At 67.2% G+C, this 21,441-nt stretch carries 21 protein-coding genes; 10 read left to right on the top strand and 11 right to left on the bottom strand.

Going from position 1 to position 21,441, the window contains the following annotated elements; translation table 11 throughout:
- Positions 1 to 46: 46 nt before the first annotated feature.
- Both rsgA and ACQ3DC_RS12970 read right to left on the bottom strand, forming a co-directional pair.
- A complete protein-coding gene (gene rsgA, locus ACQ3DC_RS12975) occupies positions 47 to 1,186 on the bottom strand; it encodes a ribosome small subunit-dependent GTPase A (RefSeq protein WP_430752418.1) in 1,140 nt (379 codons plus the stop codon).
- A 298-nt stretch (positions 1,187 to 1,484) separates the two neighbouring features.
- Positions 1,485 to 1,721 (bottom strand): zinc-ribbon domain-containing protein, encoded by a 237-nt coding sequence (locus ACQ3DC_RS12970; protein WP_430752417.1) that lies wholly within the window; start codon positions 1,719 to 1,721, stop codon positions 1,485 to 1,487.
- Between the two features lie 143 nt (positions 1,722 to 1,864).
- Here ACQ3DC_RS12970 and ACQ3DC_RS12965 point away from each other — a divergent pair, with 143 nt between their 5' ends.
- Entirely contained in the window at positions 1,865 to 3,016 is a 1,152-nt protein-coding gene (locus tag ACQ3DC_RS12965) for a diguanylate cyclase (RefSeq protein ID WP_321214943.1), read from the top strand.
- Between the two features lie 105 nt (positions 3,017 to 3,121).
- Complete coding sequence (mptB, locus tag ACQ3DC_RS12960; RefSeq protein WP_430752416.1) at positions 3,122 to 4,720, top strand: polyprenol phosphomannose-dependent alpha 1,6 mannosyltransferase MptB; 1,599 nt, start codon at positions 3,122 to 3,124, stop codon at positions 4,718 to 4,720.
- On the opposite strand, the gene ACQ3DC_RS12955 is transcribed toward mptB, so the two are convergent.
- Genes ACQ3DC_RS12955 through acsA form a run of 5 tightly spaced genes read right to left on the bottom strand, consistent with a single transcriptional unit; the run spans position 4,711 to position 10,126 of the window.
- Positions 4,711 to 4,953 carry an acyl carrier protein gene (locus tag ACQ3DC_RS12955; protein ID WP_430752415.1) on the bottom strand — a complete coding sequence of 81 codons (243 nt, stop codon included), beginning with the start codon at positions 4,951 to 4,953 and terminating at the stop codon, positions 4,711 to 4,713. The two genes, mptB and ACQ3DC_RS12955, sit on opposite strands and share 10 nt — an antisense overlap.
- On the bottom strand, positions 4,950 to 6,350 hold the full coding sequence (locus tag ACQ3DC_RS12950) for a 2-oxo acid dehydrogenase subunit E2 (RefSeq protein ID WP_430752414.1): 1,401 nt from the start codon (positions 6,348 to 6,350) through the stop codon (positions 4,950 to 4,952). Before ACQ3DC_RS12950 ends, ACQ3DC_RS12955 begins: the two co-directional genes overlap by 4 nt.
- On the bottom strand, positions 6,343 to 7,323 hold the full coding sequence (locus tag ACQ3DC_RS12945) for an alpha-ketoacid dehydrogenase subunit beta (protein WP_430752413.1): 981 nt from the start codon (positions 7,321 to 7,323) through the stop codon (positions 6,343 to 6,345). The genes ACQ3DC_RS12950 and ACQ3DC_RS12945 overlap by 8 nt, the downstream gene beginning before the upstream one ends.
- Positions 7,320 to 8,318, bottom strand: a complete 999-nt coding sequence (gene pdhA / locus ACQ3DC_RS12940) for a pyruvate dehydrogenase (acetyl-transferring) E1 component subunit alpha (protein WP_430752412.1) — start codon at positions 8,316 to 8,318, stop codon at positions 7,320 to 7,322. The genes ACQ3DC_RS12945 and pdhA overlap by 4 nt, the downstream gene beginning before the upstream one ends.
- The gene (gene acsA, locus ACQ3DC_RS12935) at positions 8,315 to 10,126 is read right to left on the bottom strand and encodes an acetate--CoA ligase (protein ID WP_430752411.1); all 1,812 of its coding nucleotides are present in this window, start codon (positions 10,124 to 10,126) and stop codon (positions 8,315 to 8,317) included. The genes pdhA and acsA overlap by 4 nt, the downstream gene beginning before the upstream one ends.
- Positions 10,127 to 10,318: 192 nt before the next feature.
- Here acsA and ACQ3DC_RS12930 point away from each other — a divergent pair, with 192 nt between their 5' ends.
- Both ACQ3DC_RS12930 and ACQ3DC_RS12925 read left to right on the top strand, forming a co-directional pair.
- Positions 10,319 to 10,651, top strand: coding sequence for a CU044_2847 family protein (locus ACQ3DC_RS12930; RefSeq protein WP_157239994.1), 333 nt, complete (start codon positions 10,319 to 10,321; stop codon positions 10,649 to 10,651).
- Positions 10,652 to 10,714: 63 nt separating this feature from the next.
- Positions 10,715 to 12,031 (top strand): phosphoribosyltransferase, encoded by a 1,317-nt coding sequence (locus ACQ3DC_RS12925; RefSeq protein WP_157239993.1) that lies wholly within the window; start codon positions 10,715 to 10,717, stop codon positions 12,029 to 12,031.
- Here the strand turns inward: ACQ3DC_RS12925 and ACQ3DC_RS12920 are convergent.
- Together ACQ3DC_RS12920 and ACQ3DC_RS12915 are read right to left on the bottom strand one after the other, a co-directional pair.
- Positions 12,028 to 13,284 (bottom strand): glycosyltransferase 87 family protein, encoded by a 1,257-nt coding sequence (locus ACQ3DC_RS12920; RefSeq protein ID WP_321214953.1) that lies wholly within the window; start codon positions 13,282 to 13,284, stop codon positions 12,028 to 12,030. The genes ACQ3DC_RS12925 and ACQ3DC_RS12920 overlap by 4 nt on opposite strands.
- Positions 13,285 to 13,312: 28 nt before the next feature.
- Positions 13,313 to 14,704, bottom strand: coding sequence for a glycosyltransferase family 87 protein (locus ACQ3DC_RS12915; RefSeq protein WP_430752410.1), 1,392 nt, complete (start codon positions 14,702 to 14,704; stop codon positions 13,313 to 13,315).
- Between the two features lie 245 nt (positions 14,705 to 14,949).
- Here ACQ3DC_RS12915 and ACQ3DC_RS12910 point away from each other — a divergent pair, with 245 nt between their 5' ends.
- From ACQ3DC_RS12910 to ACQ3DC_RS12890, 5 genes are all read left to right on the top strand, one after another.
- On the top strand, positions 14,950 to 15,153 hold the full coding sequence (locus ACQ3DC_RS12910) for a hypothetical protein (protein WP_157239990.1): 204 nt from the start codon (positions 14,950 to 14,952) through the stop codon (positions 15,151 to 15,153).
- Positions 15,154 to 15,337: 184 nt separating this feature from the next.
- Entirely contained in the window at positions 15,338 to 15,628 is a 291-nt protein-coding gene (locus ACQ3DC_RS12905) for a hypothetical protein (protein ID WP_157239988.1), read from the top strand.
- Positions 15,629 to 15,709: 81 nt separating this feature from the next.
- A complete protein-coding gene (locus ACQ3DC_RS12900) occupies positions 15,710 to 15,979 on the top strand; it encodes a hypothetical protein (protein ID WP_430752409.1) in 270 nt (89 codons plus the stop codon).
- A gap of 362 nt (positions 15,980 to 16,341) precedes the next feature.
- The gene (locus tag ACQ3DC_RS12895; RefSeq protein ID WP_430752408.1) at positions 16,342 to 17,859 is read left to right on the top strand and encodes an FAD-dependent monooxygenase; all 1,518 of its coding nucleotides are present in this window, start codon (positions 16,342 to 16,344) and stop codon (positions 17,857 to 17,859) included.
- A gap of 132 nt (positions 17,860 to 17,991) precedes the next feature.
- A complete protein-coding gene (locus ACQ3DC_RS12890; protein ID WP_430752407.1) occupies positions 17,992 to 18,510 on the top strand; it encodes a flavin reductase family protein in 519 nt (172 codons plus the stop codon).
- A 38-nt stretch (positions 18,511 to 18,548) separates the two neighbouring features.
- On the opposite strand, the gene ACQ3DC_RS12885 is transcribed toward ACQ3DC_RS12890, so the two are convergent.
- Both ACQ3DC_RS12885 and ACQ3DC_RS12880 read right to left on the bottom strand, forming a co-directional pair.
- Complete coding sequence (locus tag ACQ3DC_RS12885; RefSeq protein WP_430752406.1) at positions 18,549 to 19,934, bottom strand: MBL fold metallo-hydrolase RNA specificity domain-containing protein; 1,386 nt, start codon at positions 19,932 to 19,934, stop codon at positions 18,549 to 18,551.
- A 153-nt stretch (positions 19,935 to 20,087) separates the two neighbouring features.
- On the bottom strand, positions 20,088 to 20,555 hold the full coding sequence (locus ACQ3DC_RS12880; protein WP_430752405.1) for an Hsp20/alpha crystallin family protein: 468 nt from the start codon (positions 20,553 to 20,555) through the stop codon (positions 20,088 to 20,090).
- Positions 20,556 to 20,884: 329 nt separating this feature from the next.
- Here ACQ3DC_RS12880 and ACQ3DC_RS12875 point away from each other — a divergent pair, with 329 nt between their 5' ends.
- Complete coding sequence (locus ACQ3DC_RS12875) at positions 20,885 to 21,352, top strand: DUF4383 domain-containing protein (protein ID WP_157239976.1); 468 nt, start codon at positions 20,885 to 20,887, stop codon at positions 21,350 to 21,352.
- Positions 21,353 to 21,441 lie beyond the last annotated feature (89 nt).

Here is a 21,441-nt window from a genome sequence, read left to right as displayed (position 1 = left end):
CCGGACGCCGCCGGGACGCGCATCAGCGCCGCGGAGCCACCGGCCGTCACCGCCGCTTCCGGCCCGGCCGTTCCTTCCTCTCCGCCGTCTCGCGTTCGGCCCAGCGCTGGGACTTCCCTGCCGCCACCACTTTCTGGTGCCACTCCCGCTGGTAGGCACGCTGCGCCGCGGCGTCGCTCCGGCGGGCCAGGGCGGCAAGCTCCCGCTGCAGCTTCAGGTAGTTGTGCCAGCGGCGCTCCTCCAACACGCCTGTGGCAAGAGCCTCCTGAACAGCGCAGCCGGGTTCGCCCTGGTGGGAACAGTCCGAAAACCTGCACCCGGCCGCCAGCGCCTCCACATCGCCGAACATCTCGCCGATGCCGTCCTCGGCGTCGAACAGGCCGAAGCCCCGCACGCCAGGCGTGTCCATCAGCACCGTCCCGTTCGCAAGCGGCACCAGTTCCCGGGAGGTGGTGGTGTGCCTCCCCCTGAAGTCGCCGGAGCGCACCTCGCCGGTGTCCTGGATGTCGCGGCCCACCAGCGCATTGATGAGCGTGGACTTTCCGGCACCCGATGGCCCCAGGAGCACGATTGTTCCGCCCGCCGGGATGTGCGCCAGCAGCTGATCGATGCCGTCGCCGGTTTCCGCGGAGGTGGTGACCACATCCACGCCTGCAGCCTGCAGGATGACTTTCCCGACGACGTCGTCCGCCACGTCCGCGAGGTCCGCCTTGGTGATGATCACCAGGGGAGTAGCCCCCGAGTCCCACGCGGCCACAAGGGTGCGTTCCAACCGGTTGTGAGTCAGGGGCCGGTCGACCGGGACCACCACGCCGACGGTGTCCATGTTGGCGGCCAGGACCTGTGCCTCGGAGGAGGCTTCGAACGCGCGCTTGCGGCTCAGTTCCGAACGGCGCGGCAGGACGCTGAGGATCTGGCGTTCGCCGGCCCGGTTGGGGCCTATCCACACCCAGTCTCCGGTTACTGCAGGTTTTCCGCTCAGCGGATAGGGCAGGTGCAGCAGGTCCGCGCCCGCAGCCACCAGCAGCAGGTTCCTGTCCACGCGGACCACCCGCCCGCGCCCGGTGGCCGCCGGCATCGGATGGTCCTCGAAGTGCTGGGCGACGGCGGGGGTATAGCCATAGGGGAGCGGACCGTCGCTTGGGTGGTTGGTGCTTTCCAGGCCGCTGCCTGACGATGTGTTCACTGTAATACCTCACGGGAGGGCCCCCGCGCACCGGCCTGCGGCCTTGGATGTTCGGCGCCCCGCGGGAGGTCAGGCGGGGCCGGTGCGGAAAAGGGGAAGGGTCCGGATGAAAAGTGCGGGGCGCGCAGGACGCAGGGCTTGAACAGTCATCACAGACACCTCCTTTTGCCACATCAGGACGGACACGTCCCGGGATTTCCCGCCAACTCCTGGAGCAGAGGCTCACAGTCGGGTCCCACTCTAGCCACGGGCGGCACGAACGTCCATGGTTTTCCGCTTTTGTTCCATGGGCGGTTGGCTAGCGCTGCAGTTCCAACGCCCGCTTCTGCCGCGCGGAAATGCTCGAGACGTGCCCGCAATTGGTGCACGTGATCTGGTAGGAACGCGACGTGGTGAACACTGGCATGAAGAAGAGCGTGAACTTGGTGGCCCGCTCCTCAAGGCGGTGGTGGGCGAACGCCCGGCAGTACTGGCAGGTGGCCGGTTTCCCGGGCAAGGCCTTGAGCACGGTCTTGAAACCAAAGAGAAGGAGCATGGGGATTGCCTTCCGGAATAGTCCTGCTGGCTGTCCTGACAACACTAGGCCCTGCGCCAGCCGTAATCCCATCCTGACAACCTCCCGGACCGGTGCGATACTTGGGGTCGGCGCGGTATCGGCAGTGGGGGGACTTCGGAAACATGGCTCTGGATACCACAACCCTCCGGATCGCCTTTGGCCTGATGGCGCTGGTGCTGGTGCTCCTCTTCTACTTCTCCGCCTACCGGACCACGCGCTCGCCCTACAGCGGCTGGTGGTGCCTGGCGCTGCTGTTTTTCCTGTCAGGATCCGGCTGTTTCCTCCTGGATGGAACAGCACACCAGGTCTGGGGGAACCCCTTGGGCAACGTGCTCCTGGTGCTCGGCGGAGTGGCTGTCTGGGCGGGCGCCCGGTCGCTGCGGACCGTGCCGCCGCCAAAGTGGGCGTTCGCCGCCATCCCCCTGGTGACCCTGGTTGCCTCGGTCCTGGACAACCCGGCCACCAACACCTGGTCCGGCGGCCCCGTGTTCCTGGCAGCCATGAGCCTCACCATAGGCCTGGCGTCGCGCGAGCTCTGGCGGCTGGAACCGGGATACTCGCGCGTACGGATCCCCATGGCGGCGGCGGCCGGCGGACTCTCCGTGTTCTATGTGCTGCGCTGGGCGGCGTTCATGCTGGAGGGGCAGGACGGCCCCATCTTCGTCACTGTTTTTGGTTCCGCGGTGACCACACTGGTGACCATGGTCCTCCTGGTGGTGGTTTCCTTCAGCATGGCGGCCCTCAGCAATGAACAGCAGACCAGGGCGCTGCGCATGGTGGCCTCCCGTGATGACCTCACCGGCCTCCTCAACCGCAAGGCCTTCCTGAACCTGGCGGCCGAACAGTTGGCCGACCTGTCCATCGCCAAAGGCACCGGCGCCCTGGTCCTGGCGGACCTGGACCACTTCAAGGCGGTCAACGACACCTACGGCCACGCCGCCGGGGATGTTGCCCTGCAGACGTTCGCGGACGCCTGCGCCGCCACGGTGCGGTCCACCGACCTGGTGGGACGCTACGGCGGGGAGGAATTCGTGATCCTTATCCCGGGTGCCAGCGCGGAACGGGCGGAAATCATCGCTAAGTCGATCAGCCGGCGCCTGGCGGCGGCTGCAACCGTGGACGGGATGGACATGCCGACTGTCAGTTACGGTATTTCCACGTATGACGGTGCCACAACGGATGTGGAACGCCTCATCGCCTCAGCGGACGCCGCCCTTTACCGGGCAAAGTCGCTCGGCCGGAACCGGACCGCCCGCAGCGACCGTATGCTCTAGCCTCGGAAGGGGCGCGGGAAACCCGGCTGATAAAATAGCGGCGTTGCAGGGCGGCCTTATTGCTGGTCCTACCAGCGCCGTAACCAAGTGAGGGACCAGACAAACATGACGGCAGGCGGGTCACACCTCGGGACTTCGGAGACGCAGCCGGCAGCGTCGGCTAAAGCCTCCGGCCCGGCCACCGGCCGCGCCTACCTGGCCACCATCGAGGGCTTTGTCGGGGCCCTGATGATGTTTATCGGTTCCATCGGGACCGGGTGGATCGCCAACGGCTCACCCATGATCCGCCAGCCGGTGGTAATCGCCCTCCGCACCGAGGGCTGGGGAGTGACTGTATCCACCGTGCTCCTGACGGTGGGCGCCATGGTGCTGATGCGGTCCTGGCTCCGGCTGGGCCAGCGCCTGGCGGATTGGGGCAAATCGTCGCTGCGGTCCGTCGTCCTCGCCATCTCTGCCTGGTCCCTGCCGCTGCTTTTCTGTGTCCCCGTCTTTTCCCGCGACGTCTACGCCTACACCGGCCAGGGCCGGCTGGTCATGGAGGGCCAGAACCCTTACCAGGTGGGGATTTCCACGCTCAGCAACTGGTTCTCGCTCGGCGCCGATCCTGCCTGGGCGGAAGCCAGGACCCCCTACGGTCCCTACTTCCTCTGGCTGGCGCGCGGGGTGGTGGGGCTGACCGGCGCGCAGCCGGATGTGTCTGTCCTCCTGTTCCGCCTCCTCGCCGGCGTCGGGGTCCTGCTTTGCGTCATCTATGTGCCCAGGCTGGCGGAGCTGCACGGCATCAACGGGGCGCGTGCACTCTGGATCTCCGTGGCCAACCCGCTGTTCCTGATCAGCTTCATCGCCAGCGCGCACAACGACGCCCTCATGGTGGGCCTCGCCGTCGCAGGCGTCTACCTCGCGGCCACGCGCCGGTACCTGCTCGGAGTGCTGCTGGTGACCGCGTCGATCGGAATCAAGCCGATCACCGTCCTCCTGCTTCCCTTTGTTGGCCTGATGTGGGCGGGCCCGTCGGCTTCCTGGCCCCGCAAGTTCCTGATGTGGGGCGCGACGGCGGGCATCAGCTTCGGCGTGCTGGCCCTCAGCGGCATCCCGTACAACCTGGGGATGGGATGGGTGTGGGCCATCATGGACCCCACGCCGGGCTATACCGGCTACTCGCCATCGGGCTTCCTGGGCCAGCAGGTGGAGTTCCTGGGCAACGTGCTGGGGCTCCCCGGCGGCACGTTCGCCACCCTCCTGCGGACGGGAATGAAATGGGCGGCGATCGCGCTGGTCCTGGTCCTGATGTTCCGCGGTGACTACTCGCGGGCGGTGCGCCGGATGGCGCTGGCGTTTACCGCCGTCGTGATGCTCTCGCCCATCATCCAGCCCTGGTACATCCTCTGGTTCCTGCCTTTCCTGGCCGTTACCGGTATCCGGGACGACTGGCAGATCAGGTCGTTGTACGTGGGCGTGACGTTCTTTGTGGTGTTCGGGGCGCAGGACCAGCTCTCCGTGTGGTCCTTCGTGGCACTGCCCATCGACGCCTCCTCGCTGGCGTTCGTCACAGCCCTTGCCTTCACGTTCTACCTTCTATTCCTCGACCTGCATACACGGCGGCTGCTCATCGAGGCCAGGCCGCTTGACCTGGTAAAACGCGGGTGGCGCTGGGCTGTGGCCGTAATTGAGGCGAGACGCGGGGCTGCCCGGCGTCAGGCGTGACCGGCGATGTACGCGATCAGGCCGCCCACCGTCGCCACCCGGGGGTAGTCGCCTTCCGGAATATTTATGCCTGTTGTGGAATATATGGTCTCCACAAGCCGCAGGAAGTCGAGTGAATCGAGTTCAAGGTCCTGCCGCAGCCGTGCACCGTCCGCAAGGTCCGCCGGCTCCACGTCCGGCGCCACCTGCCCGATCGCCTGGTGCACTGCCGCGCGGGCGTCCTGTTCGTTCATAGTTCCTCCGGTTTTTGCAGCAGTTCGTCCAGCCGCGCCAGATAACGTGCGCCGCGCAGGCCGTCACTCACCCTGTGGTCGGCGGAGAGGGTGGCCGTCACCACGGGACGGACGCCGAGCATTCCCTCGTGCGCCCACGGTTGTTCCATCAGCCGGCCCAGGCCCACCATGGCCACCTGCGGCGGATAGATCACCCCGAACACGCTCTCCACGCCCAGGTCGCCCAGGTTGGTCACGGTGATGGTGGGATCGGCCATTTCTGCCCGCTGCAGCCTGCCTGCCCGGGCACGGGACACGAGGTCCCTCAGCTGCTCCATGAGGGTGTCCACCGGGAGCTGGTCGGCGTCGTGGATTGCCGGGGCCACGATGCCGCCCTTCCGAAGGGCAACGGCGACGCCGAGATGCACTGCCTGGCTGGGCCGGAACTCGTCATCCACATACAGGCCGTTGACCTCGGGCACGTCCCTGGCAGCAAGGGCGGCGGCCTTCAGCAGGAGTGCAGAGGGAACCAGCCGGGAGGAAACAGGGCGCTGGAGGTTAACGGACTGCATCCAGGCCACAGCGGCACCCATGTCCAGCGTGGTGCTGAGGTAGTAGTGCGGGATCGTCTTCTTGGAGCGGGACATCAGCGCCCCGACCGCCCTGCGCAGGCTTGCCTCGCGCTGCCGGTCCTCCGCGGGCCTGGCCGCAGGCTCTTCTGCTGTTGCCGGGACTTCAGGCACAGTCAGCTCCGGTGATGCCGGAGCTTCCGGCGCCGCACCCCCTGGTGGCACCGGTGCGGGGGCGGCAGCGGCCGCGTGGAGGACGTCGCCTTCCGTGACCGCACCGCCGGGCCCGGTCCCGGCCACGGCCGAAAGGTCAACTCCGCGCTCGGCCGCCAGGCGCCGGGCGAGAGGTGACGAGCGCACCCGCCCACGGTTGCCGCCGTCGTCCTCCACGTGAGGCGCCGCGGGCTCCGGAGCTGCCGGTGCGGGTTCCGGAGCTGCCGGCACCGGCACCAGCGCTGCAGCGCGTTCCACGTCGGAACGCGTCACCGCCCCGTGCCTGCCCGTGCCGCGGATGGAGCCCGGATCAACTCCCAGCTGGTGGGCGAGGTGCCGCACCGGGGGCGAGAGGGGCCCGTGGGTTTCCGCCGGCGGCATGGCTCCCGTCCCGTCATCGGGCGTTGCAGTGATCCGCGCGAGCGGGGTGCCGATGGGAACCGTGGTGCCGACGTCCACCAGCAGTTCGGCCACAACCCCCTCTTCGAAGGTCTCGATGTCCATGACCGTCTTCTCGGTGTCCACTACGGCCACCACGTCACCGCGGTGGACGTAGTCGCCCGGCTTGACGAGCCACTCCACCATCTTGCCGTGGTCCATGTCCGCCCCCAGGGACGGCATGCGGAAATCACCCACGCCCGCCCGTCACCTCCCGCGCCGCCGCCACGATCCGTTCAGCCGAGGGAAGCGCGGCAAGCTCCAGGTGCTTGGCGTAGGGCAGCGGGACCTCGGCGCTGCAGACCCGTCCCACCGGGGCGTCGAGGTCGTAGAAGGCCGCCTCCGTGATCCGCGCGCTGATCTCGGCCGAGATGCTGCCGCTGCGCCACCCTTCATCCACCACCACGGCCCGGTGCGTCTTGCCCACCGTGGCCAGGATTGCCGCATCATCGAGCGGGCGCAGGACGCGCAGGTCCAGTACCTCGGCACCGATGCCTTCCGCTGCCAGCTGCCCGGCGGCGTCGAGCACTGCCGGCAGCGTGCCGCCGTAGGTGATGAGCGAGACGTCCGTCCCCGGCCGCCGGACGGCGGCGGCGGTGATGTCCACCGGCCCGGCGCCGTCATCAAGCTCGCCCGGCATGTTGTAGAGCGTCCCGTGCTCGAAAATCAGCACCGGGTCCGGGTCCTCCAGCGCGGTCCAGAGCATGCCGCGTGCATCCTCCAGGGTGGCCGGCGCGAGAATGCGCAGGCCCGGAATGTGGGCGTACCAGCCCTCCAGGCTGTGCGAGTGCTGGGCGCCCAGCTGGCGTCCCGCGCCGGTGGTCATCCTGATCACCAGCGGGACGTTGAACTGCCCGCCGGACATGTGCAGGAGCGTGGCCGCGTTGTTCACGATCTGGTCCAGGGCCAGCAGGCTGAAGTTGACGGTCATGATCTCCACGATGGGCCGCATGCCGCCCAGCGCCGCGCCGATGCCCGCACCGACGAAGCCGGATTCGGACAGGGGAGTGTCGCGGATCCGTTGCGGCCCGAACTCCTCGAACAGTCCCAGGCTGACGGCGAAGCAGCCGCCGTACGCGCCCACGTCCTCGCCCAGGAGGAACACCCGGGGGTCACGGTTCATGGCATCCCGGATCCCGGCCCTGATGGCTTCCCGGTAGGTGGTTTTCATTCCGGTCCCCGCTCGCTGTAGACAAACCGGGCCAGGTCCTCCAGCGGCTCCGGAGTCCCGGCTTCGGCGAACTCGACGGCGGCCGCCACCTCCGCGTCGGCGTCACCCTGGATGCCGGCCAACTGGTCTTCGCTCAGCTGGCCCGCAGCCTCCAGGGCGTTGCGTAGGAGGGTGATGGGGTCCCGCTCGATCCAGTGCGCCACCTCTGCCTTCTCCCGGTAGCGCTCCGGATCAAACATGGAGTGGGCACGGAAGCGGTAGGTCCGCAGCTCCAGGAAGTGCGGACCCGCGCCCGACCGCACGGCATCCACGGCGCGGCGGGCGGCTTCATGGACGGCGAGGACGTCCATCCCGTCCACTGCCCAGGCCGCGAGCTCGTAGCCGGCAGCCTTCAGCGCAATGTCCGTCTGCGACTCGGAGCGGCGCAGTGCCGTGCCCATCGCATACAGGTTGTTCTCGCAGCAGAAGAGCACGGGCAACTGCCACAGTGCCGCCAGGTTCAGGCTTTCGTGGAATTCTCCCTCGGCCACGGCCCCTTCGCCGAAGAAGCAGGCCGTCACGCGCGCGCGGCCGGCCATCTTGTCCGCCAGCGCTAGGCCGACGGCGAGGGGCAGCCCGCCCGCCACGATCGCGTTGCCGCCGTAGAAGCGGGTGGCGGCGTCGAACAGGTGCATGGAGCCGCCCCGCCCGCGGCAGCAGCCCTGGACGTTGCCGTACATTTCGGCGAGGATGGCCCCGGCGGGCACGCCCCGCAGCAGCGCATGGCCGTGTTCCCGGTAGGTTGCCACCACGGCGTCTCCTGCGTCCAGGTTGTCCAGGACGCCCGCAGCCACGGCTTCCTCGCCGATGTAGACGTGCAGGAAGCCCCGGATTTTCGCCTCGCTGTAGAGTTCGACGCACTTTTCCTCCAGCCGGCGCACCCGGAGCATCTGGTGCAGGAGATGCCTCGCGGTGCCGGCCCGGTCCGCGCCGATCCTTTCCGGTGTGCCGGTCATGGTGCCTCCGTGGTGGTTTCGACGGTGGATGTGTCCCCCTCGGGGAGCCCCAGTTCGCGGGCCTTCAGGAGCCTCCGAAGGATCTTTCCGCTGCGGGTTTTCGGCAGCGCCGCGGTGAAGTCCACCATGCGCGGTGCAACTGCGGCGCCGAGCCGCTTGCGCGCGAAGCCGATGATGTCCAGGCGCAGCTCTTCGGAGGGCTCCCATCCGGTCCTGAGCTCGACAAACGCCTTGACCACCTCGCCGGCCACCGGGTCCGGGACGCCGATGACCCCCGCCTGGGCCACGGCCGGGTGCTCCATCAGCGAGTTCTCCACCTCGAAGGGGCCGATGAGGTGGCCGGAGGACTTGATGACGTCGTCGCCGCGGCCCACGAACCAGTAGTACCCGTCCGCATCGCGTTTTGCGACGTCCCCGGTGAGGTACCAGCCTCCGGCGAAGCACCTGCGGTAGCGCTCCTCCTCATTGAGGTAGCCCCTGAACATTGATGGCCAGCCGGCGCGCAGCGCCAGTTCCCCCATGGTGTCCGGTTCCGTGACCAGCACGGGGTCGCCGTCACGGACCACCGGCTTGCCGTCCCCGTCCCGCGCGACGAGCGCCGCCTCCACTCCCGGCAGCGGCCGGCCCATGGAACCGGGCCGGATTTCCGTGGCCGCGAAGTTGGCGATCATGATTCCGCCGGTCTCCGTCTGCCACCAGTTGTCGTGGACGGGCAGGCCGAACGCTTCCTGGCCCCAGACCACCACTTCCGGGTTGAGCGGCTCGCCCACGCTGGCCACGAACCGCAGCGCCGAAAGATCGTGCCCGGCGGCCCTCTCCGCGCCGGCTTTCATCAGCATGCGCAGGGCGGTCGGCGCGGTGTACCAGACGGTAACGCGCTGCTCAGCGAGGATCCGGTACCACCGGTCCGCGTCCATCTCCTCCTCGTCCACCACTGTGGTGACGCCGTGCACCAGCGGGGCGATGACACCGTAGGAGGTGCCCGTGACCCATCCGGGGTCCGCTGTGCACCAGTAGGTGTCGCCGGGGTGCAGGTCCAGCGCGAACCGGCCCGTCGCATAGTGGGCGGTGACGGCCTCGTGGACATGGATGGCGCCTTTCGGGGTGCCCGTGGTGCCGCTGGTGAAGTGCAGCAGCGCCATGTCCTCGCCGGAGGTGGGCGCCATGATGCTGTCTGCCGGGGCGGCCGCCAGGAGCCCCGCGAGGTCGAGGGTCCCCGGTTCCGGAGCGCCGTCCGCGTCAATGAGGAAGACGTGCTTGAGATCCGGGAGGCTATCCCGGATCTGGGCCACTTTCTTGCGGTAGAGAGCCCTGGTGGTGACCAGCGCCCGCCCGTGCCCCAGGTGCAGGCGCTGCCTCACGGGCTCCGGCCCGAAGGCGGAAAACAACGGGCAGAAGACGCTTCCGTTCTTGAGGGCGCCCAGCACCGCAACGTACAGCTCGGGGCTGCGGCCGGTGAGCGAGAAGATCCGCTCCCCGCGGCCGATGCCCAGCTGCCGCAGCACAGCGGCAAAACGGTTGGTCTGGCCGGCAAGCTCCAGATAGGTCAGGGAATGAGCGGATCCGTCGGCGCGCACGAACCGCAAGGCCTCGTGGTGGGCCCGCGGCCCGGCGGCATGGCGGTCCACTGCTTCATGGGCTATGTTCAGGCCGCCGCCCCGGAGTCCGGAAAGAGCCCGGCGGGCATCGTCCCAGGAGAACTGGCGGCAGGCGGTTTCATAGTCCTGCAGGTTGGGCCGGACAGGGAAGCCTTGAACGTCCTTGGGGATTCGCTGCCAGCGCATGGGCCGTTCGGTTCCTGCCGTCATGTTCCTATCCGACGCCCCGCAGCCCATGCGGGCAAGGGTAGAAAGTCCCCCGGGAAAGAGGGCCGGCACCCGGACCGGCGCCGCCCGGCCGGGCCTTTCGGCACTGTCAGCTGCGCTCCGGGCAGGTGTCTACTGGAAGCGCACCGGGACCCGGCAACTGTCCTTCCCCGCCCGTGATTGGAGGCACCCGCCATGACTGAAGTAGTCCGCTATGAAGTGGGGTCCGGGACAATCCTGGTCGAGGTGGATGACAACAGCTACGGCGTGGACCATCCCGGCCGGAACGAGCAGGGGATCCTGGACGCCGGCCGCCGGCTGGAGGACGCGCTCGCTGCCGTCCGCCCCGCTGCCGCCGCTGCCGTGGACGCCATGCGGGAAATCGGGCCTGAACACATCGAAGTGGAGTTCGGCGTGAAACTGGCAGGGACGGCAGGGGCGGTCATTGCCCGGAACACCGCAGACGGCCACTTTGTCCTGAGGCTGTCATGGTCGGCCGCAGCGGAGGTCCTGTTTGAGGAAGAGTAGCGGGCCTGCGGGGGAGGGTTTTCCCGGAACAGATAACTGGGCTCCATGCGAAGGGGTGGCCTGATGTATGAATTCCTGGACAGGGTTGACGCCGGCCGGAAACTGGGGCTCATGTTGGAACGGTTCCGGGCGGAAGATGTGCTGGTCCTGGGGCTGCCCCGCGGAGGGGTTCCGGTGGCGGCCGAAGTTGCGAAGGCCCTGAATGCGCCGCTGGACGTCATCGTGGTGCGGAAACTCGGCCTTCCGTTCCAGCCTGAAGTAGCCATGGGAGCCATAGGTGAAGGCGGCGCGCGGGTCCTCAACCAGCGCGTCATCTCGCTCGCCGGAGTCACGGAGGATGACCTTGAGGCCGTCGAGCGGCGCGAGCGCGTGCGGCTGGAGTCCAGGCTGGAACGCTACCGCCAGGGGAGGCCCCGGAAGGACCTTGCCGGGCGCACTGCCATCGTTGTGGACGACGGCATCGCAACGGGGTCGACGGCGCGTGTTGCCTGCCAGGTTGCACGCCACCTGGGCGCCGCAAAGGTGATCCTGGCAGTTCCTGTGGCCCCGGCGGACGCGATGGGAACACTGTCCGAGCCGGACCAGGTCTATTCCCTGATCAGCGCCCGGAACTTCCAGGCCGTGGGGTACTACTACCGCGACTTCTCGCCCACCACCGACGAAGAGGTGGTGCAGCTGCTCGATGCCGCCGCGCTGCGGGAACGCCTCGCCGGGGCTGGGGCTGCGGGCACCGACCAGGATGTGGAGATCGCGGTGGACGGGGTGGCGCTCCACGGCGATCTGCACCTCCCGGAACCCTGCAATGCAGTGGTGGTGTTCGCCCACGGCAGCGGGAGCAGCCGGCACAGCCCCCGCAACCGCTACGTTGCCTCAGTCCTGCAGGGGGCGGGCCTGGGCACACTGCTGCTGGACCTGCTCACCCCGGCCGAGGAGATGGACCGCGGGAATGTCTTCGACATCGCCCTGCTGGCGGAGCGGCTGGCCGCGGCAACCCGCTGGCTGAACGGCAGGAGTGACACAGCGGGATGCAAGGTGGGCTACTTCGGCGCCAGCACCGGCGCAGGTGCCGCCTTGTGGGCGGCAGCCGACCCTGACACGGAAGTGGACGCCGTCGTTTCCCGCGGCGGCCGCCCGGACCTCGCCGGGCCGCGGCTGGCGGCGGTGCGCGCACCCACCCTGCTGGTGGTAGGGGGCGCCGACACCCAGGTCCTGGCCCTGAACCGCCAGGCAATGGACCGGATGCGGGCGCCGGTCCGGCTGGAAGTGGTCCCGGGGGCAACCCACCTGTTCGAAGAACCCGGAACGCTCACCCAGGCTGCAACCCTCGCCAGGGAATGGTTTGCGCGCTACCTGCTGCCGGGGAGCCAGGCCGGCAACTAGGCGCCGGCAGGCACCGCGGCAGGGGATTTCCGCCCCAGCTCGGCAGTCCGCTTCACCGACCACCACAGCAGCACCACCAGGAGCACATTGCGCGTGGTGAGGATGGCCGCCATCACCGGGTGGGCGTGGATCAGCGGGGTGTAGAACAGGGGATAGATCACGAACGTGGTCATGGCGATGCCCATGAGCAGAGCTGCCGGGACCTTCCACCTGTTCCAGTCGTGGGTAAGCCCGGCGATGATCACCGGCGCCAGCCAGATGATGAACTGCGGCGAACCCACCTTGTTGAACACGATGAACGCCGTGACCATCATGAGGGAACCCTCAAGGAACAGCTCCTCCCGTTCGGCGCCGCGGTTCAGGGCCCGCACCAGCAGGACGGCGGCCACCACCGCGGCCAGGATCAGCAGCGGCTGCATCAGGAAAGCCGCAGTCCCCGCGCCCGGGCCGTAGACCTCGGTGGAGTTGATGGCGGTGTTGTCCGCCATCCTGGAACCGGCGATGTTGAAGACGCTCAGCCACACCCACGGGGTGGAGAAGGTGGCTTCAAGCTGCATGCCGCGCTCGCCCTGGTTCAGGAGGAAGTCCATGATGTGCCGGAGGCCGCCGGACATCCACGTTCCCAGCGCAACGACGGCGGTCACGGCGACGCCTGAGAGGACCACCTGGACCCGCTTCCGGCTGGCTATCACGATGGGTACCAGCACAGCCGCGGGCCATACCTTGATCCAGGTGGCGACGCTGAGCAGGATGCCGGCCACCACAGGACGCTGCGCCGCGTACAGCAGCGCGATCAGCACGATCGGCGCGGTGATGCCTTCCACCCGGGCAAAGCTGAGGTAGCCCATGAAGACGGTGAAGAACAGCCACCACCAGGCGGGCGCAATGCCGCCCGCCTTCCGCGGTCCGCGGGTGAGGAAGGCAAGCCCGACGGCGTTGAGGGCTGTGATGATCAGGAACCAGACGAGGAGGTACAGGTCCGGTCCCGCGATGTTGGCGAGGAAGATGGGGAGCTGCGCCAGTACCGGGTAGACCCAGGGGCTGATCTTCCCGTCCAGGTCCTGCGGGTTGTAGCCGTCCACGGCCCACTGGCGGTACTGCTCGGTGTCGCTGAACGTATCGCCGTGCAGGAAGAAGGACGCCATCCAGCCCAGGAAATAGAGATGGACGACGGCGAAGCCCCACCACACGGAGGACGGGCGGGCGAACCAGTCCACCACCTTGGCGGGGAGGACTTTGGTGCGGACGGTCACCAGCCGGTCAAAGAACTTCGCGGAAATGTCAGGACTCCTTCAGCGCGGGAGCCGCTGCGGGCGTCTTCTTACCCAGCAGGTAGAGGCGGCGGACGCTCCACAGGAACAGGACCACCAGGAGGACGTTGCGGATGGTCAGCACCAGCGCCATCCAGGGGTTGTTGTGGCTCAGGGCGTCGTAGAAGAGCGGGTAGATGAAGTACGTGGCCACGGCGATAACGATCAGCATGGTGGCAGGGACGCGCCATTCCCGCCAGCTGTGGGCCAAACCGACGGCGACGGCGGGGGCGAGCCACACCATGAACTGCGGGGAGCCCACCTTGTTGAAGACAACGAACGCGGTGGCCAGCGTAAGGGCGCCGGCCAGGAGCAGTTCAGTGCGGTCCACGCCGCCGCTGACTTTTCCGTTATGGAGCGCCCAGAACGTCAGGGCCGCCACCAGCAGTGCCGCCAGGACCAGGAGGGGCTGCATCAGCACTGACATCAGCGCCGTGCCGGGGCCGTCCACCTGCATGGAGTTGATGTCCGTGTTCATGTACATCCGGGAACCGCCCACGTTCAGGACGGACAGCCAGAGCCAGGGCGTGGTGAAGGTGGCCTCCAGCTGCATGCCGCGGTCACCCTGCTGGGTGAGGAAGTTCAAGAGCTTGGGGACGCTGCCCACCGCAGCGGCCAGCGCAACCACGCCCGCCGTCGTCGTTATGCCTGCCAGGACCACCAGGATCCGGTTCCGGACGACCGCGAACAGGGCCAGCATGACCGCTGCCGGCCACACCTTGACCCAGGTGCCGATGGCCAGCAGGACGGAGGCGATGAACGGCCGGCCCACGCCGTATGCGAGGGCGACCAGGACCAGCGGGGCGGTGAGCCCGTCCACGCGGGCGAAGCCGAGCCAGCCCATCAGCAACGTGAAGACCAGCCACCACCAGGCGGCGGGGATCGCGTTGCGGTCGCGGCCGCGGTTGGTGAGCTTCAACAGGGCCCAGCCGTTGAGCAGCGTGGTCATCAGCACCCACAGGAAAAAGAACGGTCCGGGGCCGGCGACGCCCGCGATGGCCATGGGGATCAGCGCCAGGATGGGGTAGACCCAGGGGCTGGGGCCGCCGGTCAGGTTGGCGTCGTTGAAGCCTGCCATGGCCCAGTCGCGGTAGATGAAGGTGTCGCTGAAGGCTTCGCCGCGCAGGGACACCGAGGCGGCGAAGACCAGGAAGACCATGTGCACAACGATGAATCCGCCCAGCAGTCCGCGCCCGGTGTTCAGCCGCGCCCGGGCGGGTGCGGGAAGGATGACATTGCGGATCCGGGTGAGTCTGCCGAAGAAAGCGTCCGTGGAAATGGCGGGATCCTTGTCAGGTTGTGGCACGCGTATGGTGCTGCGCTGGTTGCTTGGTTCTGCCGCCTGGCGGTTGTTCAGGGGCATGGGAACCGTCCGAAAACAGCGCCCACTCCTGTCCAACTCTAATTCAACCGCTTGGAGCCCGATGACTGTTGCAAGTCCACGGAAAGCCATATCCCTGTCTGACCTGCGGCTTTTATCTAAAGTTGCTGGCAGTTTAACGTTCGGGAAACATTGGGCGGGGCACACCGATGCCCGCTTCGTCTGCAGCCTTGGGGAGCGCAGGTGCCTGTTCACCCCCCGTCCCTCGACCTACAAAGGCTAGACCCATGAACTTCCCCCTCACCCTGACCGTCGCCGACCGCCACAGCATGGACGCTGAGCTCGACGCCGCCGTGACGGCCGCCAAGGCCCAGGCACTCGCCGGCAAGCGCCACGGCATCCTGGTCACACGCCTCGGCGTCGACAAGTTCACTGTTGCCCTCAGCGAGGCAGTCCCCTTCGGCCTCACCCGCGAACACCAGGCCTGGTAGCCGGGCGGCCGGTCCGCGTTACCGGCGCTGCGGAGCCGTTTCCGGGCCCATCCTGCTCTCTTCGGTTCCTGATGCGCGGCTGTGCATCAGAAGGTTAGCCAACCGTGACCTTCCAATCGTTCCGTCCCGGCGCATCGCCCGTTACTGTCGACAGCACCATCCGGGACAACGGAGAAGAGGCACGATGAGCATCGACATCGAGATTGGTACAAGCCTCAGCAATGAGGACGCAGCGCACTTTGCGGCCAAGACGGAAGCAATCACCTCAGCGATGCAGAGGGTGCGGGAATTGCATGCGGCTTACAGCTGGGTGTGGACGGACGAGATCCGCTGCCGGGGCTGCAACGCCAGCCTGGACATACCGCTGCTGGCCAGCACGAACGTGAGCGCCGACAAGGCCTTCCAGGCACACCAGTCCGCCCAGCTGGATGCCCTCTTGGCTGCTGGCGGACATCAGCGCGGGGAATCCGGCTAGCGGTACCAGCCCACGGAACGGTCGTAACTGGACACCAAGGCTCCCGTGCCTGATGCGCCGCTTCCGCCCGCCGGAAAGTAGATGGCCCCAAACTCGGCGCCTTGGGCTTCGATCCGTTTTGCGTGCCCAGGCCTTGGCGGCTTCGATGTCCGTTTCCGGGATGCTTTCGCGGGTGTTGTTTCCAGCGCTGAGATGGATGTCCAGCTGGTACTCCCCGGGCTGGGAGGCTCCGGCATGGTGGCCTGGATCCCGCTCATCGCGCCTGCTGACCATCACCTGCGCCAAGGCATGGAGGACGGACGGGTCCTTGGCGGTGCTGCCGTGCTGCTGTTGTTCCATCCGCAGCGCTGAAACCACGTTCTCCACGGTGTCCCCGTCGCTGACCACGTACGACGCTCCGGCGACGTCCGCCTCCGAGCCCCCAACGCTTTCCAAGTACTGCATAAATTGCTCGGAGCTGGACTGTCTGGAGTTCATGCACCCTCCCTGAGGGCTATTCGCGGCGAATGCCGACCCGCCCAACACTAGACCCATATGGGTCCCCTGAACGGGTGCTCCCGGGACCGATTTGGACGCAACGGGCGGCCGGCCCGCGCGGAGGCCTGTGCACACCTTCCATTTCCACTGTATCCCCGCAGGTGGGGCTTGCGGCAAGGCCCGGGCGCGGCCGGATAATCGCAGGGCCGGAAACCGGGAGAACTGGAGCAAGCGGAATGACAGGGCATGCGGTAGTGATTGTGGGCGGCGGCCCGACGGGGCTGATGCTGGCAGGGGAGTTGGCGCTGGCGGAGGTTGATGTGGCCGTTGTGGAGCGGCGCCCCAACCAGGACCTCGCCGGAGCGCGGGCGGGCGGGCTTCATGCGCGGACCCTTGAAGTCCTGGACCAGCGAGGCATCGCGGGGCGGTTCCTCGCCGAGGGCCAGGTGGCCCAGGTGGCGGGCTTCGCCGGCACCCGCCTGGACATCAGCGACTTTCCCACCCGCCATCCCTACGGGCTGGGCCTGTGGCAGAACCACATCGAACGCATCCTGGCCGGCTGGGTGGCGGAGCTGGCCGTAACGTTCTACCGCGGATGCGAGGTGACCGGCCTGGCGCAGGATGGCACCGGCGTCGGCCTCCACCTCAAGGACGGCAGGAAGCTGCGGGGGGACTACGTGGTGGGGTGCGACGGCGGCAGGAGCCTCGTCCGTAAGGCTGCGGGCATCGGGTTCCCCGGCTGGGAACCCACCACCAGTGCGCTGATTGCCGAGGTGGAGATGACAGGCCAGCCGGAGTTCGGCGTGCACCGGAACGCTTTTGGCATCCACTCCTTTGGCCGGCGGGAGTACAAGATCGTGGACGGCAAGGTGGTTTACGCGGACAGCGGGCCGGTGGGGGTGATGGTGACCGAGGAACACGTGGGTCCCGCTACGGAACCCACGCTGGCTGATCTCAGCGCGGCCCTGATTGCCGCCTGCGGCACGGACTACGGGGCCCACAGCCCCACCTGGATTTCCCGGTTCACGGACATGACGCGCCAGGCCGCTGCCTACCGTTCGGGGCGGATCCTCCTCGCGGGCGACGCGGCGCACGTGCATGCCCCGGACGGCGGGCAGGGCCTGAACATCGGGGTGCAGGACGCGGTGAACCTGGGCTGGAAGCTGGGGCAGGTGGTCCATGGAACAGCCCCGGACGGGCTCCTGGATACCTACCATGCCGAGCGCCACCCGGTGGCTGCCCGCGTGCTGCGCAACACCATGGCGCAGAGCGCACTGCGCCGCCCGGACCCGCGGATCGAGGCGGCAGGGGAAGTTGTTGCCGAGCTCCTGGGCATGGAGGAACCGCGCCGGCGTTTCGCGGCAAAGCAGTCCGGCCTGGACGTTCACTACGACGTCGGCGAGGGACACCCGCTGCTCGGGCGGCGGATGCCCGACGTCGAGCTCGCCGCCCGGGAAGGACCCCGCACGGTCTATTCGCTGCTGCATGACGCCCGGCCCGTGCTCCTGAACTTCGGGGTGCCGGGCGCCTTCGACAATCTTCCGCGGCCGCCACGGGTGAAGCTGGTGGATGCCGAGTACGGCGGGGCATGGGAGCTGCCCGCGCTCGGGGAGGTTCCGGCGCCTGCCGCAGTCCTTGTCCGGCCGGACGGGCATGTGGCCTGGGTGGGTGGCGGAAGCGACGCCGGCCTCAGGGAGGCGCTGGCCAGATGGTTCGGACCCGCTATGCCGCCGGCTTCGGTGCCAAGCCTTTGACCCCCCTTTTCGTTACGTCATGCTTCGGGCCGTGACCCCGTATTGCCCAGGGAGTCAGTGCGTTTCACCCCCGATTGAACAGCACGCTTACGGGTGGTTGGTTTGAACCACCGGCCTCGAAAGGAAAGAACAATGACGGAACACTTTGACCTCACGCCGCAGCGCCTGCGCCACGTCCTGGGCCATTTCGCCTCCGGACTGACCGTCATCACCGCCGCCACGGACAACGGCCCCGTTGGCTTCACCTGCCAGTCGTTTTCGTCGCTCTCCCTGGACCCCGCCCTGGTCACCTTCAGCCCTGCACGAAGCTCCAGCACCTGGCCGCGGCTGCGCGACGCGGGCCGGTTCACCGTGAACATCCTGCCCGCGGAACACCAGCACCTGGCAGCCCGGTTTGCCCGCTCCGGCACCGACAAATACGCCGGCGTCAACCACTCTGCGTCACCCCTGGGCAATCCCGTACTGGACCAGGCGCTCGCCTGGGTGGACTGCGAACTGCATGAGGAGTACGACGGCGGCGACCACACCATTGTGGTGGGTGCTGTCCGCGCACTGGGGGCGCGGGACGGCGCCGAGCCGCTCCTCTTCTTCAAGGGCGGCTACTTTGAAGGAGTGGAACCCCGTGCCAATCGGCAGGAGAAGGTGGCATGACGGGGCCAGGTCCCGGCAGCCCCTTGACCGCGTTTTCTTCAGCGCGGGTTTTCGAGTGAGATGGCTTCCAGGTGCTCGGGAATGCGGGCTTTCCATCCCAGTTGGCGTTTGATGCGGGCCCGGAGGGCGTCGGAGGCGTCCGGCTCTCCATGCGTGACGTAGGTCATCGACGGGGCCTGAGGTGCGGTCCTCATCCATTGGATCAGTTCGCTGGAGTCGGCGTGGGCGGATAGTCCTTCCATCTGGATGACTTCTGCTTCGATCCTGACGTCCTGTCCGTAGATCCGGAGGCATTTTTCGCCTGCGGCGAGTGATGCGCCCCGTGTTCCCCCGGCCTGGTATCCGCTGAGGATAATGGCGTTGCGCCGGTCCGGCCCGTAGGCCGTGAGGTGGTGCAGGATCCTGCCGCCGGTGAGCATGCCGCTGGCGGAGATGATGATCATGGGTCCGCCGCGCAGGTTGAGCAGTTTTGACTCGTCGGGGCTGCGGACGGGGGTGGCCACTTTGTACATGGCTTCGAATTCGTCCTGCTTGAGCCTGTGTTCTTCGCGATGGCGCTGATACATGCCGGATGCGTCGATTGCCATTGGGCTGTTGAGGTAGACGGGGATGGAGGGGATCGCATGTTTGGCGAGGAGCCGCGACAGGTGCAGCAGGACCGTTTCGGCCCGGCCGACGGCGAACGCGGCGATCATGATGACGCCGTTTCGCTTGGCCACCCGGGTGATGATGTCGCCGAGTTCAGTTTCCGGGTTGCCCTGCGGGTGTGTCCGGTTGCCGTAGGTGGATTCGGTGACCAGTACATTGACGCGCCCCAGCGCTCTCGGCGCGTACATCAGGGGGTCATCGGCCCGCCCCAGGTCTCCAGTGAAGTGGATAGTCCGGCCGGCAAGTTGGAGGTGCACCTGGGCCGCGCCGAGGATGTGGCCGGCAGGAAGGAACGTTGCTTCAATGCCCCCGGGCAGGGGGAACGGAGAGTCGAAGTCCCGGGTTTTGAAACTGTCGAGCGATCGGACGGCGTCCTGGGCTGTGTAGAGGGGCACGGGAGGGTGATGGGTTGATGATGCCCTGTGGTCTGCGTAGCGGGCTTCCTCTTCCTGGAGGTATCCGCTGTCGGGAAGCAGCAGCTTGCACAGTTCGGCCGTGCCCGGTGTGGCATAGACGGGGCCGTGGAATCCGTCGCGCACCAATGCAGGGATGTATCCGCTGTGATCCAGATGGGCATGGGTGAGGACAACGGCATCGATGTTCGCGGGACTGACCTGGAAAGGTACGCGGTTACGGTCGCGAAGGTGTTTATAGCCCTGGAACAGGCCGCACTCTACAAGGACCCGGTGGCCTTGCGACCGGATCAGGTATCTGGAACCTGTCACTGTGTCGGCTGCGCCGAGAAACCGCAGCGTCGGGGGATGCTGTTCTCTCATAGCAGCTCCTTCGGACACCTCACTCAGCTCAGAAGCTTCCTGGTGTCAGCCGTGGGAATCCTGGGAAGCGGCTGGCCGACGACCCCGCAAAGCTCGGCGGTGATTTTGCGGGGCACAACGGTGGTGCCGGTGTGGTTGTGGGGCGCTGCCAGGTTACCCGCGGGTGATGGGGAGCTTCTTCGGCTCCGCGGGCAGGCCCTGCTCGGGCAGCGGGGCACGGACTTCCAGGACCCCGTTGACGTAGGTGGCCTTGATGTCTTCTTCCTTAACCCCTTCAGGGAGCGGGATGTTCCGGCTGAATGACCCGTAGCGGAACTCCGACCGGTAGCGTCCTTTGTCTTTGTGCTCTTCTTTTTCCTGGCGCTCGGCGCGAATCCGCAGGAACCCGTCGTCCATGGTCACTTCGACGTCTTTGTCCGGATCGACGCCGGGCATCTCAGCACGCACCACAAGCGTTTTACCGTCGACGAACTCTTCGACCCGGATGGGGGCGGCGCCTGTTGCCGAGTCGAACATGCGCTCTACGGAGTCCAGCAGCTCGGCCGGGGATCGCAATACGGTGTTGAAGGGGGAGGTCCACCGGGTCGATGCAAAAGGGGACCATTTGAGCAGATCAGACATGACGGGTTCTCCAGATTCCATGCAGGCAAAGGGCCGCGTGAGGGGCCGGTGTCAATCCAGTTAACACCTGCGGATGTGGTCCAGATAGGGACAAAAGACCCTCCTCCCGGGAGCCTTCGCACACGGTCTGCGTTCATGCCCGGAGCCCGGAAAATAGCGGTTTTCGCACTTCATCCCTAACCTTCACTGACCTAAGGACTTAAGCCTCTGAAAGCCAGGCAACCGTAGCTTGAAGCTGGAAGCATAACCAGCGTGGCGCTGCACCACTCCCCGCTGGCGGCCGCACTCGAGCACCAAAGATTCCACCCCTTCAAACAAGGAAGAAAGCCATGTCGGCATCATCAGCACATCCGGGAATCGGCGCACGCCACCACCGCACGCCCCTCGAAATCACAGCCCTGGGCGCTGGAGCAGTTTTCGCTCTGGTGGGCGTCCTCGGTTTCATCCCCGGGGTCACCACGAACTATGCGGAAATGACCTTTGCCGGCACTGAGTCCGGCGCGATGCTCCTCGGCATTTTCCAGGTGTCCATCCTGCACAACATTGTTCACCTGCTCTTCGGAGCCGCCGGCCTGCTCATGGGCAGGTCCGCACTCCAGTCGAAGTACTACCTCATCGGTGCGGGCGCCCTCTATCTGGTGATCTGGCTCTACGGGCTGCTGATTGACCAGGCGTCGTCTGCCAACTTCATCCCGGTGAACACGGCAGATAACTGGCTCCACGTCGTTCTGGGAGTCGTCATGCTCGCCGTGGGGATCTTGCTTGGCCGCGGTACCGGCCAAGCGAAAGCGCGCTGATCCGCCCGGCTGCTGATCCGCCCGTCTGTCCTGCGGATCCCGATGCACCCGGGAAGCAGCCGGCTTGCCAGGGAAACAGTCCAATGACG

Origin of the sequence: Paenarthrobacter sp. NEAU-H11, from assembly GCF_050573415.1 — a bacterium.
GTDB lineage: Bacteria > Actinomycetota > Actinomycetes > Actinomycetales > Micrococcaceae > Arthrobacter.
Note: the sequence above shows the minus strand (reverse complement) of the source record. Positions and strands in the feature narration are given on the sequence as shown.